Here is a 16,818-nt window from a genome sequence, read left to right as displayed (position 1 = left end):
GCTTTTTTGGTTGGATCTGGAGTTAGAATTGACCGGTTTCGACGTCGCGAATGAAGCTGGCCAGGTGATCGTAGTAGACGGGGGCGTTATCAATCATGTGGTGGTGCCCTCCATTAGGCGTGGAAGCAAAGCGAGCATGGGGAATCATGCTGGCCATGCGCCGGCCCGTAGCAAGGGGCATCGTTTCGTGTTCACCAAAGGTTACGAGGGTGGGAACGTGAATGTCTTGCAGGTGGTCTGTGAAGTTCCAGTCCTTGAGCTTGCCGGTGATTACGAACTCGTTGTCTCCCTGAAAGGCGTGGTACAACGGGACACTCATCGTATTGACCAAGTGTGCAATTGCGGCCGGTTGCTTGCGGTCCACGTATTCCTCGTTGAGCCGGGTTACTAAGGCCTGGTAGCGGTCGTTATCATAGTCATTGGTAGCTTCACACTGTTGCATGTAGGCGAGTTCGTCGGGGGTTAGGGCAGTTTGACGAATCTCAGCGAGGTGGTCCGTGTAATCGCTAATCCGATCAACCATGGATGAAATGATGGCTCCCTTTAAATGGTCTCCGTATTTGGCTGCGTACATTTGAACGAGGGCGCCTCCCCAGGATTGCCCAATCAGATAAAACTGATCAAGCCCCAGCTTTTGCCGAACTTCTTCCACCTCATCGACGTAGTAATCGTAGGTTTGAATGCGCTTGGCAACGTCTGGATCGTCCCAATCCGGAGTATCGGAGTACCAGGATCCAAGTTGGTCGTACATATGGACCTGAACGTCTAAGCCCTGTTTGTGTAACTGTTGGGCCGTGTCTTCCCAGTATTCATGGGTTCCACCGGGACCACCGTGGAGGGCCAGTAAGTGAATCGTGCCCGTGCCCTGGGTGTTGGTCCATAAATGGTAACCGTTATCGAGGGTAATAATTTTTGTGCCTGTTTGCATGTTCTTCCACCTGCTTTGCTTAGTTTATCCTCATCATACCACGATTGCTGGTGGTCGACACCTTAGGAGCAACGGAGTACCCAAATCCAAAAAAAGTGTGTAAGATAGTAAGTAGAATGAATTTTTTAAGAAAAGAATGGAGTAACGATGGAATACTTAGGGAGCATTTGGATTGTATTGGTCGCCGCCCTGTTATTTGGCTACTTGGCGAGTCGCATTGGCCTGCCCAGTGTGGTGGGGCAGATTATCGCTGGGATCGTGATTGGACCGGCGTTGTTAAACTGGGTCAAGCTCAACGAAATTTTGTCAGTGAGCGCGGACTTAGGGATTATTTTGTTAATGTTTTTAGCTGGCTTGGAGTGTGACTTTAAACAGGTGAAGAAGTACCTGGTCTCTGCCACGGGGATTGCCGTGTGTGGAGTCGTGCTCCCACTGGTGGTTTTCTTTGGGATGGGAATGTTATTTCACCAGGGCATGGTTGAATCCCTCTTCTGGGGGGTCATTTTTGCCGCCACTTCCGTTTCAATTAGCGTGGCCGTGTTACAAGAATACGGCAAGCTGCAAACGGTCGCCGGGGCGGTCATCTTAGGGGCTGCCGTGGTTGATGACGTGATTTCAATCGTATTGCTAAGCCTGTTTACCAGCTTCTTCACGGCTGGGGGGAACTTGGCCGTCATCATCGGGTTACAAGTTCTCTACCTCCTGTTCTTAGTGGTCATGGTGAAATGGATTGTGCCGGAGATCATTAAAATTGGGATGCACTTTGACGACGAGATTGCGCTCGCCATCATCGGGATCGTGCTTTGTTTCTCACTCGCGGAACTGGCAGAAGTTTGTCACTTGAGTTCCGTCCTGGGGGCCTTTTTTGCCGGGATTGCCGTGGGCTTTACGCCTGCCCGGTCGACCATCGAGCGGAGCACAAATATCATTGGGTATGCCTTATTGATTCCAATTTTCTTTGTGTCCGTTGGGCTCGAGTTAAAACTAGTAACGAGCTGGCAGGGTTGGTTAATTGTTATCTTACTGACCATCGTGGCCCTACTAACCAAGTGGGTTGGTTGTGGCCTCGGTGCCCGGGTACTGGGCTTTAGTTGGAAGGATAGCAACGTGATCGGAGCCGGAATGGTTTCGCGTGGGGAAATGGCTCTCATTGTGGCGCAAGTGGGGCTAAGTTCGCACTTATTGTCGAATCACCTGTACTCAGAAATTATTTTCGTTGTGATTTTAACCACCATTTTGTCACCAATTATGTTAAAGTGGGGGCTTAAAAAATAGGGAAATGAGAAACGGAGGTTCAGGGAATGAAACGAGCACAATCAAGCACAGAACGGCACATCATTGTGATCACCGGTCCGGCCGGGGCGGGCAAAACCACCGTGCAGACCTACTTAGAAACGACCTATGGCATTCCCCCAATCATTACCCATACGACCCGGGCTCCCCGCGCCCAGGAACAGGACGGGGTTGATTACTACTTTGAAACCCCAGCCAGTTTTGCCGCGCTTGATCTCTTAGAGGCCGTCCAATACGCCGGAAATCGGTATGGGTCCTCATGGGAAGGGTTAGAACGGGCTTGGCAGCAGCATTCGATTGCTTCGATTGTGCTCGACACGAAGGGAGCGACAACTTACCAGCAACGCTTGGGAGACCAGGCAGTGGTGATTTACCTCGCGGTTCCAGATCCCCAGCAACTGCGGGAGCGAATGCTCAAACGGGGAGATGCACCGGCCGCGGTCCAAACCCGGTTACATAGTGCCGAAACCCAACGGGACTTGGCGTTGCCGCGCGCCCTGCAACAAACGGGCATTTACGTTCCCAATCAGGACTGGGAACAGACGACCCAGAAGTTAGCCCAAATTATTGAAAAATTAAGCAACGATTAAGTAATTCTTAACCCCAATTTGCGATACTAGGGGATAAAGGAGATGAGGTTTATGAATCGGGTGCCACCGTTTATCACGCCGTTTGCCATCTTTGCCATTTGTTTAGCCTTGGGAGCAACGAACGTGGTTACAAATCAAGTTACCAATACGCGTGAAGGGGTCAAGGTCACGGACCATAAATCGGAACCAACGAAGCAAAAGAATGAGCAAAAGCAAACGCCGACTGAGCAACAAAACCAGGAAAACAAGCAGAATTCGGATCAAAAGACGAACCAAACTAATTCAAACGAACAACCAAAACAGACTGAGCAAACGGGTAACCAGGACCAAGCAAATCAGTCCAAAAACCAAGCAACGACCACCACTAATCAGCAACCGGAGGGACAAAAATCGGATTCCAAACCAACTACGGGAACCGGAACTACGACCGGAACCACGAATAATCAGGAGAATTCGAACTCAACGGGACAGACGAATACCACGAATGGTGGTCAACAGTCAGAAGGGGGGCGGTAACTCATGTTCACTTTTCTTGATGCCATTAATTCCTGGCTTGGTTACATTAATATCGAAGCAAAAACGAAGGGGCGCCTGTACGACGTGCTTTCATTTTTAGGGGAACTCTACCTGGTCTATATTACCTATCGGTTTTTATCCAATGGATTTTGGGCACGGGGCGTACTTCTGTTGGTAGTTACGATTGTGTTAGCGTATTTCCTGTATTTGAATACCATCTATTACTTCACGAATCGGACTTCGCGATTGGACCTAACCCCGTGGATTTACCGCCTGTTACACATTAAACCCCAGACCCAAACCGCGACAACGGCCACTAAGGTTCGCAACATTCCTGCCAACGGGTTGTATGACAACCGTAAAACCATGCCCGGCAAGTTGGTATCGACACCAACCGAGCAACAGTTTATCAACCAACTAGCGGGGCAATTGCTCCAGCATGGCTTGCTGACGGCGGACTACGCGGGGGTGAGCGACCGGGAGTTAAAGCAACGCTTGCAAACCGGCACCCAGGTGAATGCGGTCGGCAGTGGCACGTTACTACCGTATTTTGACATGCAGTTTAAGGACGGCAAGCACGTGGTGTATGCGGGGGTGAACCAAGCTGAGGCTCAACCAGTGGGCACGATTACCCAAGTAGGGTTACAGTCAATTGCCGAGGTTGATGCGGCCCACGTTGAAATCTTTTTAGCGGCCGCCTACCTGACCGGAGGGAAGTTTAAACTTCTGGGACGGCGCGGGATCATGGAAAAAGCCGCGGACTATCACATTGAAGTTGAAATTGCGTCACGAACTAAATAACCACTGAAAAAAACCACCCAAACTGGGTGGTTTTTTCGTTGCCAGTCCTAAAAGCGACTATACTGAAGACAAAAGTAGAAGGAGGATTAGGTGATGACAGCGTGTGTGTTAGGAATTGATTTGGGAACTAGTGCAGTAAAGGTGTCAGCGGTGAATCGGGCAGGGACGGTGCTAGCGCAGGAGTCCTTTAGTTATCCTTTAAATCAGCCCGATCCGGGTTACAGCGAGCAAAATCCCAATGATTGGGTGATGGCGACGACGGTTGCGATTGTGCGCTTAATCCTCGATGATCACATTGACCCTACGGAGATTGCGGGGGTTAGTTATTCAGGACAAATGCATGGATTAGTGTTGTTAGACCAGGAGAACCAGGTGTTACGGCCTGCCATGTTATGGAACGATACCCGAACGACCGCGGAACGGTCTGACATTGAAACACAGCTGGGGACTGAATTTGTCCGTATCACTGGGAACCGGCCCTTGGAGGGTTTTACCCTGCCGAAACTTTTGTGGGTAAAAAAGCATGAACCAGACATCTTTAAGCAGACAGCAGTTGTGTTAACGCCCAAGGATTACGTTCGCTACCGCATGACGGGGAAGTTAGGGATTGATTATTCGGATGCCACGGGAACTACCATGCTGGACATTCATACGAACCAGTGGAGTCAAACGATTTGTCAGCAATTCGGGATTCCAATGCGGATCTTACCACCACTGTTGCAATCGATTGATCGGGTTGGCACCATTACACCCGAGTACGCAGAATTTTCCGGACTAACCACGGCGACTCAGGTGTTTGCCGGGGGCGCCGATAATGCGTGTGGGGCCCTGGGAGCAGGAATTTTACAGCCGGGCATGGGCCTGTTAAGTATCGGAACATCGGGGGTGCTGTTACGCTATGAGGAGCAGCCCACCGATCGGTACCACGGGCAACTTCAGTTAGAAGACCACGTAGTTCCAGATGCATACTATTCGATGGGTGTCACCCTGGCGGCTGGGTATTCGCTAAGCTGGTTTCACCGCACCTTTTGTTCAGACTTGATGTTTGCCCAGATGCTAGCCGGGGCAGCAACTGCACCCCTGGGAGCTAAGGGATTACTGTTCACTCCGTACATTGTGGGGGAACGAACTCCGCATGCCGATGCTGACATACGGGGTAGTTTTATCGGAATGGATGCAACGCAGGACCGGGGTGATTTTACCCGGGCGGTTTTAGAGGGAATTACCTTTAGTTTTCGCGATTGCTTAGCAATTTACCGAGCTGCTGGAGCGGACTTGCACCGAATCGTTGCCATTGGCGGAGGGGCGCAAAGCCCACTGTGGTTACAGATGCTAGCAGACATCTTGCACGTGCCAATTCAAAGCCTAGCCAACGAACAGGGGCCCGGATTAGGGGCCGCCATGTTAGCAGCGGTTGGTTTAGGTTGGTACGCTGATTGTGCGAGCTGTGCGCAACAATTTGTGCACGTCGGTCATCAGTACGAGCCGCTTTCTGACCACATGACGAAGTATGATCAGCTTTACGCCCTGTATCAGCAGGTTTATCCGGATACCCGGAAGCTTAGTCAGGGGCTCCGTGGGTTTTTAAGTTAACTAACCAAACAAAAAAGCCACCCGCTGTGGGTGGCTTTTTTTGTGCCAGTTAATTTGATTTGGCAATTTCTTCGCGAATCTGTGGACTCTGATCCGTATCAGTGGAGAAGATGATTTTGTCGTGTAACCGCAGCACCGTATCACCAGTTGGTTGAATAATCTTTTTACCCCGGAAAATCCGGTTGATGGTGATGCCAGTGCCAAACGGTAGGTCTTTAATCCGCGTCCCGGCAAATTTACTGTTTTGCAGGGTAACTTCGTGGAGCTTGACGCTGTTAGATTTAATCATGTTAAAGGTGGATGGAACTTCAATTAACTCCCGTAACATGGCAACGTTGACCGCAAAGGTACTGTAAACTTCCACGCCGAGGGCGGTCAGTTCCTTTTCCTGTTGGTTGTGAACGTTGCGGTCTTCAAACCGGGCAATCACCCGCTTTACCCCGTATTCTTTGGCTGCCTTAGCCAGTCGGTAGTTTGTATCAGAGTCAAAGTAGGCAAACACGATGATGTTACAGTCGAAGTACCCGTTCTCAATGAGCTTCTGCACGTCTAAACTGTCGAGGAGGTGCACGTTAGCCTCGCTGTTAAAGGTTTGGAAGTTTTTCTGGTTGTCCGTGTACACGTTGACGTCGTACCAACTCTTGCCCAGTTGTTGGGCGACCGGAATCGTGACAATGTTAACCCCGAAGATGTTCACCCGTAGCTTGTGGTAAATGTCAGCCTGCGGGTTGAAGAAGTGGTTGAACGCCAGGGGACCGATCAAACAGGTGATGATGGCTGCCAGTAGGAAGGCACCTGATTGTTGACTAGTGAGTACCTTGAGGTTGTTGGCCACGCTTAAAATGGCCAGTACCATGGTCAGGGTGGTCATCGGTAAGGCTGTTCCGGCCAGGGCATTTTGGCGGTTAAACCGGAGCCGAAAGACGGGGTAGAGGCCGAACTTGGCAATTAAATACCCTAATAAAATGAGCGGAATGAGGAGCAGGGCCTTGGGGTCCGCCAGAATTTTTTTCAAATCAAGGCCCACTCCACTCATGATAAAGAAGATTGGGATGAAGAAGCCGTAACCAATCGAATCCAATTTTTCCCGGGTCGCTTCGGATGGTTTCAGAAGTTTATACACCATTCCGCCGACAAACGCCCCTAAGACGGCTTCGGAACCAACCGTCACCGCTACGACCGAGAGGAGCGCAATGATGAAGAAGGCTAACCGAACGTCAATTTGGGTGGTTGATTTGTTGATTTTATCGAAGTAGTCAAAAAAGTTGTGGAAGCGCAGGAGGAGTAAGGCCGCCACGGCAAAGAGAATCAGAATCAACCACAGGGATTTCGATTCGGTGCCAAAGATGGAGGCGTAGATCGTGAGACCAAACACCGGTACGATTTCTCCTAGGGCCGAGATCAAGAGGATGGTTTGGCCAAAGGGAGTACTGAGGGCGTCTCGTTCCTTCAGGGCGGCGAGGACAATTCCCAGTGAAATCGTCATGAAGAGGATCGAAGCCAGCCACACGTCACTAAACAAGCCGGTAACTTTGGTTAGATAACCGAGGACGAACGACAGAACAATGATCGTGAGGTACCCATACAGGGCCAGCCGCACCGGCGTGTACTTCGAGACCTGTTGGCGGGCCTTTTGTTCTAATTGGCTGGGGTTTTTGGTTTTGGGCCGAAAGAGGTCAAAGTCGATTTCAATCCCACTTAAAAACAGGAGGACAATCACCCCAATGCTCGAGAGGGAGGTTAAAATGGTCTGGTGGGGATTAATCCAGTTTAACAAGCTGGGCCCTAAAACAATCCCAACCAGGATTTCAACCACTGAAGTGGGCAATGCCGAGATCTTGAACCGACTCATGAGGAGCGGAATCAAGAGGGCGGCCAGTAAAATGATAACAAGGGAAAGTTGATTCATAGGTTCCTCCAATGGAATGTCAAAATAAGTAATTCACAGTTAGTTATAAAAGACTTGGACGAATTTGTCCATGAGAAAGCCATTAAAACATAAAAAACTGGTTTCTGCGACCCCAATGGGAGTTAGAAACCAGTTTTTTAGCGTTCCAGGTTGTAGCTGTTTATAGTTGAACTTCTTTGTCAGAAGCCCCGGTTTGAATTAAGGATTGGTTAGCGTCAAGGGCGATTTGCACCATGTTCTTAACGGCTACCTTAGTGTAGAAGGCGATGTGCGGGGTAATTAAAACGTTATCCCGTTGCATCAAGTTCTTCAAGCGTTCGTCAGGAATTTTGTCGAAACTCCCAAAGTCAGTGTTAAAAATCCCAACTTCGTTTTCGTAAACGTCGAGGGCCGCTCCGGCAATTTGACCACTGTCAAGGCCGCGAATCAAGGCGTCAGTATCGATTAAGGAACCCCGAGCAGCGTTGATTAACCGAATGCCCGGTTTCATTTGGGCGATCGTGTCGTCGTTAATCATGTGGTCGTTTTCCTTTAGAGCCGGCGCATGCAACGTCAAAATGTCGGAGTTGGCGTACAACTCAGCTGGCGTGTCCACGTAGATGCCTTCCTTTTGTAATTCCGGATTAGGAAATGGATCGTAGGCAATGACCTTAGCACCAAAGCCGCGGACAATGTTAACTACTTGGCGACCAATTCGGCCGGTTGCGTAGACCCCAACGGTTTGTTGGTTCATTTCTTCCGCAATGTCTGGAGCCCAGGTCAGGTCACCGTGGCGTCCTTTATCTTCAAACTTCTTCGTATTTCTCAGGAGTCGCATCATTTCAGTAACCGCTAATTCGGCGATGGCAGCTGGGGAATAAGCGGGAACGTTCGTTACGTGAATGTCGTTGGCCTTAGCAGCGGCAGTATCGACATTATCGACACCGACGTTCCGCAAGGACAAGGCGTGAATTCCGTACTGACCGAGCTTATCAAGCACTGCTTTGGTGTAGGGTTTTTGTTGGTAAGCAACCACCCCATCAAAGCCTTTAGCTTCATCCACCGTTTGCTCGTCTAACAGGTTCGCTTCACTTTTCACCTCAACGTCTGGGTGTTGCGCTTCCCATTCTTTTAAGTACGGTTCTTCGTCGTTCCGAATTCCATAAGCAATAATCTTCATGATTACATCCTCCTTTGCTTTTTCGAGTTCATTATAGCATTTTATCGTGGTGAGCGGGTTCGCAGGCCTCAAAAAGTAACAATTATTGTAATTCAAGCCAGTTGAGCCAACTTGGGGTGAAAAACTGCTCCAACTGGTGGGTCAAAACAAGGGTTTCTGGTTGGGGGTAGTCGTGGCGCAAAATATCGACCACCGTGGCGTAGAACGCAAAGGCGTGGAAATGGAGTTCTTGGTAGTTAAATTGGAAGGTAATCGGCAGAATGCCCCGTTCCTGCATGGCGTTAATGACACGAATAATCTGGGTGGTGAAGTACTGGGTTGCGAGTTCCGCCAGTGGTCCGTACTTAGAACCGTCCGCACAAAAGAGGAGCAGTTGTTTCAGATTCGGTTGCTGGTATAACTCGGTAATGACCGGGTCCAGGTTCATGACCGTTGCCTGCCAAAAGGCCGGGGCATTCTGATTAGTGAGCTCGGTTAAGCCGATTGTTAACTGCTGGTCATAGGTCGTAGTAAGGGTGGTTAAGAACGGCTGGAGTAGTTCTGCTAACAAGTCGGCTTTGGAATGAAAGTATTGGTAAAAGGCACCGGTGGTTCGGTGGGCCCCACGGCAGATTTCACGTAGGGTGGTTTGTTCGTAACCGTGGTCGAGAAAGGCGGCTAACCCGGCCTGTAAGAGCAGGTCGTGGGTGGACGCGGGTGAATTGGTAGTTGCCATGGATTACACTCCTTGGATTTAAACTAGTTGCCAATGTTTAGATAACAGTGTTATATTAGTGAACGAACTTTAAATTAGCATGCAAAAGACGAATGCAACACTGGTTTAATTATAGGAGGAAACGGAGCAAATGGCAAAATTACGGCGAATGATGCTGATAACGGTAACACTGTTGTGCGTAGTCGGATTAACGGCGTGTGGCAAGCAAGCGAAGCAGGCGGAACCGGCGCGGCATCCCAAACAGATTAAGGTGGTGGCCGCGACCAACATTTACGGTCAAATGGCCGAAGCGGTCGTGGGAAAGTACGGCAAGGTGACCTCCCTCGTTAACAGTGGAGTGGATCCGCATGAGTTTGAACCTAGCATTCAAGCTGCTCACCAGGTGAGTGACGCGAACGTGATCATTCAAAATGGGCTGGGCTACGATGACTGGATGCAAAAGCTGACCCAAAATGCCAGTTCCCGGACCACGCAAATCAACGTGGGTAAACTAATGCATAAGCACAACGGGGACAATGAACACCTCTGGTATAATCCGGAAACGGCCCCAGCGGTGGTCCACCGCTTGGTCAAGGTGGCTAGTCAGTTACAACCAGAACACCGCCAGACGTTTGAAAAAAACGGGCAAGCTTACTTAGAGCGGTTAAAACCAGTGAACGAGTTAGCCCAAACCAGTCGTAACAACTTACAGGAACACGATTTAAAGCGTAAGGTGGATGTAAGTGAACCGGTGTTTGATGAAGCCCTTCGTGCGATGGGTTACCAGGTCAACAACCGTGACTTTGAAAATGCGACCGAAAAAGAGGTTGATCCCTCACCTGCGACGATTAAAGCAATGCGGCGCGACTTGACTGATCAGCGCGTGGCCTTTTTCGTTGATAACACCCAAACGGACAGTCAAACGGTGACGCAAATGGTCAAGCTCGCAAAGCAGCACCATGTCCCAGTGGTTAAGGTGACGGAAACGATTCCGAAGGGGCAAAACTACGTGGATTGGCTAACGAAAACATACCAAGAAGTGCTGAAGGTGCAACAACAGGAAATCAACGCCAAATAATTTTTCTAATCTTAGGGTTAATGGTGGTAGTTTCCGGGGAAATGTGCTACATTTAAGGCAAATTAAAAGGAGGGTGTAATCATGAAAGACTTATTTTTAGGAATTAGTTTAGCTGCGAACGCCGCTTTAGGTTACTTGTTATTAAAGGATACGGATGCTTTGAACGACTTATCCGACAAGTTTGAAGACTTAAGCAGCAAAGCAGCCGAAAAAATTGATAGTTTTACTGACCAAGCAGAAGGTAAGGCTAAGCAAGTTGAAGGCGCTGTGAAGGATGACCCGAAGGCCAAACTCGAAGGGGACTTCGAAAACGGCAAAGGCATCGTAAAAGACAAGGTTAATGACGCCAAGGATGCTTTAACTGACTAAGGCACCTTAAAAAGACGCTAATCATTGTGATTAGCGTCTTTTTAGTTGGTGGTGGGGCTTTACCGGTTGGCATACCAGGAGAGTCCAATCAGGGACAACCCGATGAGCACGAAGGCGAAGCCAACTAACCAGTTTCTCAGTTTCATGCACGCATCCCTCCCGTTTCTAGTGTAGCATGAAGTGGCGCTTAGCTAACTTAGTTGACACTAATTCTGAATCTTGGTACGATGGAGCTCGTATTTAAGGAAAACTTATAAAATTAACTTTAAAAATGTCTCGACGCCAAACCGACCTGATTTGAAACGGAGACATTTTTCTTTTAGAAAGGTGTTGAAAATGACAGATAAACCACAACAACAGCAATCCCAGGACTTAAACCGGGGCTTAACCTCACGCCACGTCCAGATGATTGCCATCGGGGGCGCGATTGGAACCGGACTGTTCTTAGGTTCTGGGGAAGGGATTAAGTCCGCCGGTCCGGCCTTGATCCTCGCCTACTTGATTACCGGGATTTTCTCATACTTGATGATGCGGGCCGTTGGGGAATTGTTATTATCAAACCTCAAGTTCCACTCCTTCATTGACTTTGTCCGGCAGTACTTAGGGGAAAAGTGGGAGTTTGCGATTGGCTGGGCCTACTGGTTAAGTTGGGCCAGTCTCGCAATGGCGGATTTAACCGCCTCCGGGATTTACATGCACTTCTGGTTCCCGCAGTTGCCCCAGTGGATTATGCCCCTCATCGTGGTGACCATCTTAGTCATGTTTAACCTAATTAACGTGGCCTGGTTTGGGGAACTAGAATCGGCCTTTTCCAGCATTAAAATCTTTGCGATTTTAGCGCTCATCGTGGCCGGAATCGGGATGATTGCCGTTGGCTTCCACACGCACGGCACGACGGCGTCGCTGGCCAACCTGTTTGACCACGGAGGTTTCTTTGCCACCGGACTAATTGGCTTTATCATGGCCTTTCCCATCGTAATCTTTGCCTTTACCGGGATTGAAATGGTCGGACTGACGGCCGGAGAAACTCGGGATCCGCAAAAGGACATTCCGAAGGCCATTAACTCCGTGCCCATGCGAATTGGATTATTCTACGTGGGGTCAATGGTGGTCATCATGTCAGTGTACCCGTGGAACCAAATTAACCCGAACCAGTCGCCGTTTGTGCAAATCTTTTCGGGACTGGGAATTCGCTATGCAGCTGACATCATTAACTTCGTGGTGCTGACTTCGGCCCTCTCGGCAGCGAACTCAGCAATCTTTTCCACGTCCCGGACCTTGTACATCCTCGGGAAAAACGGCCAGGCACCCCAGTCGTTTAGTAAGTTATCCCGGCATAACGTGCCCTACGTGGGGATTCTCTTTTCCTCAATCCTCTTTTTGGGAATCGTGCTGTTAAACTACTTCTATCCAAGTCAAATTTTCCTGTTGATTACGGGAGTAGCCACGATGAGCTTCATCTTCGTATGGATCATCATCATGATTACGCACATTCAGTACAAGCGGACCCAACCGAATCCGGCGGACCACTTCAAGATGCCGTGGTTCCCAGGTTCCAGTTACGCTACGATTTTATTTTACGTGGCCGTCTTAATTGTGTTACTTGTAAACGCCAAAACGCGGATTTCAGTAATTGCGACGGTGATCTTCTTTGCGGTCCTCGTTGTGGGGTACGTATTGTTTGAACGTCGCAAGGCGCATTAATTAGTTTGACAAGCTCCTTACCAACTGGTCGGGGGCTTTTTTTATCCTTGCGGGTTTATATTATACGGTATATAATATTAAATAACCAATAGATGAGAAGGAGTCAATTAGATGAACTTTCAATTATTAAAACAAAAAACGTTGCGGAGTTTTGCAGGCAACTGGGCGGCGGCTATCCTAGTGGGGCTGCCCTTTGTAGTCATTACCTACTTTACAAGTAGCACTGGAATCATTTACATCATTCTTTCGAGTTTTACGACGGTGGGAATGGTCTTTACCTTCAGCGACTGGTTTGCATTTGAGCAGGCCCCGACGACCCCGTTGACGACCACCTTTCGGAACATGCTCAGCACGCCCCGGCCGTGGGGACCGTTTTTGTTGTGCATCGTGGTGACCATTTATACCTTTTTATGGTCACTGTTGTTAGTTGTTCCCGGCATTATAAAGGGGTTAGCCTATTCGCAGGCCCTGTTTATCTATCGCGAACAAGTCATTCGGGGTGAAAGTACTCCGGATTTAAACGAAGTGATCACCGAGAGTCGCCAGTTAATGGACGGGCATAAACTAGAATTATTCTGGTTGAACCTGTCGTTCATTGGTTGGGCGTTCCTGTCCGTCTTGACCCTGGGGCTTGGCTTTTTATGGCTGGTGCCGTACTACGTCGGAACCATGGTGAACTATCATGCAGCGCTCCGGGTGGGAGCCGATCTAATTTAACCTGCTCACCAAACTAAAAACCGGTCTGTCCCGCATGTTCGGGGCAGACCGGTTTTTTTTAGTTAAAGATTAATTTAAGGCATTCAGGGCCGTTTCGATGGGGGTGGATCCACTTTCCATTGTAATTACCTGGTGGTAGGTGTGGGGATTTTGGAGACTAGCCTTAAGGACAGCGGCCACGTCGGCGATGGGATTGCCAGTGGTGTTAGTGGCTGGATTTAACGTTACGAGTCCGGTCCCGGGAGCTTCCGTCAGGGAACTTGGTTGCAGAATCGTGTAATTCAGGTTTGTGCGGTGGCTGAGATAGTCATCGGCCATGAACTTAGCGGCTTGGTAAGCCTGTAAGCTCGCGTAGCGTTCTTGGTTCAGCCAGCTGTTAATGTCTAAAGCACCAAATGAGCTCAACATGAGGTAGCGCTCCACGTGGGCCGCTTCTGCAGCTAACATCGTCTTGATGGCGCCAAAACTGTCGACGTTAATCAGATCCTGGTTCCGTGAACCAGCAACGAAGTAAACGGCGGAAAAGCCCGTCAGTAACTGGGTTAATGTCTGTAAGTCGCTGGTCGCCAGGTCCAGTTGGTGGACCGTCACCCGGTCGAGCGCAGCGAGGTCCGTCGCCTTTTCGGGGTGAGCCACCGCAATGGTGACCTCGGTAGCGGGATCCGTGAGTAATTCATGGGTCAAGGCGGTTCCAACCCGGCCTGATCCACCAAAGAGCATGATTTTCATAAGTAAACTTCCTTTCCAATGCCAAACTACCGTCATTATAGAAGCTTTCGGTGGACTTTACGAGGATTTTGGTTTTTAAAGGGGTGAGACTTGTATCATGGAATCATTTCTAGTAGTATTTTTATTACTAAAAGTAAGTGAAAAGAGGAAGCAAAATGAAAAATCGTGTGACGGAAATTTTAGGAACCCGGTATCCTCTGATCCAAGCTCCGCTAAACTGGTTGACGGATGCGAAGATGGTGGCGGCGGTGGCCAATGCCGGTGGTTTAGGGACGTTTGGTCCGAATGCCGGCCGTGATTCCCTGGACCAAAATTCGATGGAGGTCATGGAAAACCAGATTAAAACCGCCCAGCATTTGACGAAGCAGCCAATTGCAATGACGCTGGGGTTAAACCCACAGGGCGAGGAGCAAAGCTATGCCCACAAGGTCTTGGACCGGTCGTTGGCACTGGGCATTACGATCTTTATGGTCGGAGGAGAACCGGATGCTGAGATTTACCACCAGATCAAGGACGCCGGCGCGACCCTCATTGCCCGGAGTTATAACCCTACGCCTGCAGAGGCCCAACGCCAAGTTGAACTGGGAGCGGACCTGATCGTTGCCACGGGCTATGATGAAGGGGGAGTGATCCCCGTTCACGGTGTGGGGACCTTTACGACCGTGCCCCGGATCGTTGACGCGGTTTCAGTGCCGGTTCTAGCAGCTGGAGGGATCAATGACGTGCGTGGAGTGCGAGCAGCGTTGGCCCTCGGGGCCGAAGGGGTGTTCGTGGGGAGCCGCTTCATGGTCACCCAGGAATCACGGACGGCGCCGGCGGCTAAACAAAAGTTGCTTGCTAGCAGTGCCGATGACCTGCTCTTAGTGGCACCGAACCAGCGGTCGCTTGCTAATCCGCGCATGGCAGAGTTAGCGGACCGTTTTGCAGCCGGTGACCACACGACCTTCCAGGCCACGCGGAAGTTAGGGGGCGTCCGTCCAGCCATGCTCCACGGTGATTTGGAAGCTGGAGAAGTTAGTGTTAACACCGGGGTGGATTTGATTCGTGACGAACCCCGGGTGGCCGATTTAATCGCAGAATTAATGCAGGACTTTCAATAAAAAAAAGCTCGACCCATAATGAGGTCGAGCTTTTTTTATGCTGATTGGTGATCACGTTGGCGCATCACTTTGAAGTAGTAAACCGGCACTCCAACGGCAACAATCCCGAGGGACACGAGCACTCCGATTGGGTCAGAAAGAATTTCGGAGCCAATCACGAAGAGCGAACCGAGGATGGCGACGATGGGCGTGAACGGAAAGAGCGGAACGGAGAAGACCCGGACTTGGTTCGGGTTGCGTTTCCGGAGCAAGAAGACGCCCACGAAAGCCATGACGTAGAAACAGTAAACCGTAAAGATACAGAGTTCAGAGATTCGGTCGGGGTTCGTAAAGCAAATCATCAAGCCCGCGATGACCAGCGTTGCCATGATGGCAAAGATGGGCGTCCGGGTTTTGGGATTGAGGTAGGACAACCACTTGGAACCCGGCAGTTGTTTTTCTTCGGCCATGGCGTACATGATCCGGGGGAAAGTCATGATCTTCCCGTTCATGCACCCGATGATTGAAATGATGATCCCGATACTGAGGGCCTTTCCGCCCCACATCCCAAAGTCTTGATTGGCAATGTAAGGAATGGCCGTCGTACCAAGTTCATGAATCTTAGCAGGACCGATGCTCTTTAAGACCCCGTAAGAAACCAGGAGGTAAATGACCATCACGGCCATAATTCCCAGTGAGATGGCGCGGGGGAGCATCTTTTTCGGGTTTTTAATTTCGCCCCCGAGGTTCGCAACTAAAATCCAGCCGTCAAACGCAAACAGCGTGGCTAACATAGCCACCCCAAACCCGCCGGCCGTGGTGTGGAGATCCCGAACGCTTTGGCCGAGAGCATCGGCGTGGCCAAAGAAAAGGCCAAAAATAATCAAAGCGGCAACCGGGACTAACTTACAAATCGTCGTGATGATGGCAAAGGCACCACCGTACCGGTTCGGGAAGATGTTCAAAATGCCGACGAGGATAATCGAACCGAGGGCAATGGGAAGGGTCCAGAAGCCTGGCAGGTGGAAGAAATCAAGTACCAGGATGGCTAAGTAGGAGCCCAGCGCTGCAATCATGGCTGGACCATACACAATGATCTGCATCCAACCGGACAAGAAGCCCCAAAATTTGTTATAGATGGCTTCCATGTACGCATATAAACCCCCGGTACTCGGAATTTGGGAGGCAATTTCTGCAATCGTGAGACCGGCAGCTAGGGTTAAGAGTCCTCCCGCTAGCCAGGCGAGCAGGGCCGCTTTAGCGGACCCCGCATCGTTAATCACCGCCGCCTGCCGGACAAAGATTCCTACTCCAATGATGGTTCCTACCACCAGGGCGAGCGCGGACCATAATCCGAGGGACCGGTTGAGTGAAACATCTGCTTGTAAATCTGGTTTTTTCATGATGAATCCTCCTTTAAAGGTGGGAAAATCGAACAAAAAACGCCCCTATACAGCGATAGGGACGTTGTTACGCGCGGTTCCACCCAAATTCTTTCAGTAAGCCTGAAAGCACTTTTAGTTAGTTAACAATTTGGCAACTTAAAGCGGCTAAATAAGGTGTCTCATCCAATCACAGCGCCTTGGATTCTCTGGGCAGACGGTTCCTTAAATTTCATCTTTAAGTAATGTAAGTATTGTACAAAGAAAATGAACAACT

The 16,818-nt window shown here is 49.9% G+C and carries 16 protein-coding genes; 10 read left to right on the top strand and 6 right to left on the bottom strand.

The genetic code is table 11. The annotated features are described in order from the left end of the window. Window positions 1–22 precede the first annotated feature (22 nt). Complete coding sequence (locus M3M35_RS03455) at window positions 23–928, bottom strand: proline iminopeptidase-family hydrolase (protein WP_252750596.1); 906 nt, start codon at window positions 926–928, stop codon at window positions 23–25. A gap of 147 nt (window positions 929–1,075) precedes the next feature. Here M3M35_RS03455 and M3M35_RS03450 point away from each other — a divergent pair, with 147 nt between their 5' ends. The 5 genes from M3M35_RS03450 to xylB all read left to right on the top strand — a co-directional run bounded on the left by M3M35_RS03450 (window position 1,076) and on the right by xylB (window position 5,721). Further along, window positions 1,076–2,203: a cation:proton antiporter gene (locus M3M35_RS03450; RefSeq protein ID WP_252750595.1), complete on the top strand. Its 1,128-nt coding sequence runs from the start codon at window positions 1,076–1,078 to the stop codon at window positions 2,201–2,203. 26 nt (window positions 2,204–2,229) lie between these two features. Then, complete coding sequence (locus tag M3M35_RS03445) at window positions 2,230–2,811, top strand: guanylate kinase (protein ID WP_252750594.1); 582 nt, start codon at window positions 2,230–2,232, stop codon at window positions 2,809–2,811. 51 nt (window positions 2,812–2,862) lie between these two features. Continuing rightward, window positions 2,863–3,327, top strand: a complete 465-nt coding sequence (locus M3M35_RS03440; protein WP_252750593.1) for a hypothetical protein — start codon at window positions 2,863–2,865, stop codon at window positions 3,325–3,327. Between the two features lie 3 nt (window positions 3,328–3,330). Continuing rightward, on the top strand, window positions 3,331–4,128 hold the full coding sequence (locus M3M35_RS03435) for a DUF6681 family protein (RefSeq protein ID WP_252750592.1): 798 nt from the start codon (window positions 3,331–3,333) through the stop codon (window positions 4,126–4,128). Window positions 4,129–4,221: 93 nt separating this feature from the next. Then, the gene (gene xylB, locus M3M35_RS03430) at window positions 4,222–5,721 is read left to right on the top strand and encodes a xylulokinase (protein ID WP_252750591.1); all 1,500 of its coding nucleotides are present in this window, start codon (window positions 4,222–4,224) and stop codon (window positions 5,719–5,721) included. Between the two features lie 49 nt (window positions 5,722–5,770). Here xylB and M3M35_RS03425 read toward each other — a convergent pair whose 3' ends face one another. From M3M35_RS03425 to M3M35_RS03415, 3 genes are all read right to left on the bottom strand, one after another. Beyond that, on the bottom strand, window positions 5,771–7,630 hold the full coding sequence (locus M3M35_RS03425) for a monovalent cation:proton antiporter family protein (protein WP_252750590.1): 1,860 nt from the start codon (window positions 7,628–7,630) through the stop codon (window positions 5,771–5,773). A gap of 160 nt (window positions 7,631–7,790) precedes the next feature. Next, window positions 7,791–8,789 (bottom strand): D-2-hydroxyacid dehydrogenase, encoded by a 999-nt coding sequence (locus tag M3M35_RS03420; protein WP_252750589.1) that lies wholly within the window; start codon window positions 8,787–8,789, stop codon window positions 7,791–7,793. Between the two features lie 82 nt (window positions 8,790–8,871). Next, window positions 8,872–9,504: a TetR/AcrR family transcriptional regulator gene (locus M3M35_RS03415; RefSeq protein ID WP_252750588.1), complete on the bottom strand. Its 633-nt coding sequence runs from the start codon at window positions 9,502–9,504 to the stop codon at window positions 8,872–8,874. A 130-nt stretch (window positions 9,505–9,634) separates the two neighbouring features. Here M3M35_RS03415 and M3M35_RS03410 point away from each other — a divergent pair, with 130 nt between their 5' ends. From M3M35_RS03410 to M3M35_RS03395, 4 genes are all read left to right on the top strand, one after another. Then, a complete protein-coding gene (locus M3M35_RS03410) occupies window positions 9,635–10,561 on the top strand; it encodes a metal ABC transporter solute-binding protein, Zn/Mn family (RefSeq protein ID WP_252750587.1) in 927 nt (308 codons plus the stop codon). A gap of 81 nt (window positions 10,562–10,642) precedes the next feature. Continuing rightward, window positions 10,643–10,930, top strand: a complete 288-nt coding sequence (locus M3M35_RS03405) for a CsbD family protein (RefSeq protein WP_252750586.1) — start codon at window positions 10,643–10,645, stop codon at window positions 10,928–10,930. Between the two features lie 336 nt (window positions 10,931–11,266). Next, entirely contained in the window at window positions 11,267–12,634 is a 1,368-nt protein-coding gene (locus M3M35_RS03400) for an amino acid permease (RefSeq protein ID WP_252750585.1), read from the top strand. A 111-nt stretch (window positions 12,635–12,745) separates the two neighbouring features. Further along, complete coding sequence (locus tag M3M35_RS03395; protein WP_252750584.1) at window positions 12,746–13,351, top strand: DUF975 family protein; 606 nt, start codon at window positions 12,746–12,748, stop codon at window positions 13,349–13,351. A 69-nt stretch (window positions 13,352–13,420) separates the two neighbouring features. Here the strand turns inward: M3M35_RS03395 and M3M35_RS03390 are convergent, their stop codons facing one another. Continuing rightward, complete coding sequence (locus tag M3M35_RS03390) at window positions 13,421–14,080, bottom strand: SDR family oxidoreductase (protein WP_252750583.1); 660 nt, start codon at window positions 14,078–14,080, stop codon at window positions 13,421–13,423. 155 nt (window positions 14,081–14,235) lie between these two features. Here M3M35_RS03390 and M3M35_RS03385 point away from each other — a divergent pair, with 155 nt between their 5' ends. Beyond that, window positions 14,236–15,180: an NAD(P)H-dependent flavin oxidoreductase gene (locus M3M35_RS03385; RefSeq protein ID WP_252750582.1), complete on the top strand. Its 945-nt coding sequence runs from the start codon at window positions 14,236–14,238 to the stop codon at window positions 15,178–15,180. A gap of 35 nt (window positions 15,181–15,215) precedes the next feature. On the opposite strand, the gene M3M35_RS03380 is transcribed toward M3M35_RS03385, so the two are convergent. After that, window positions 15,216–16,562 (bottom strand): APC family permease, encoded by a 1,347-nt coding sequence (locus M3M35_RS03380; protein ID WP_252750581.1) that lies wholly within the window; start codon window positions 16,560–16,562, stop codon window positions 15,216–15,218. Window positions 16,563–16,818: the final 256 nt, after the last annotated feature.

It is taken from the genome of Fructilactobacillus myrtifloralis, assembly GCF_024029335.1.
GTDB classification, from domain to species: Bacteria; Bacillota; Bacilli; order Lactobacillales; family Lactobacillaceae; genus Fructilactobacillus; species Fructilactobacillus myrtifloralis.
This window is presented reverse-complemented; position numbering and strand designations above follow the sequence as displayed.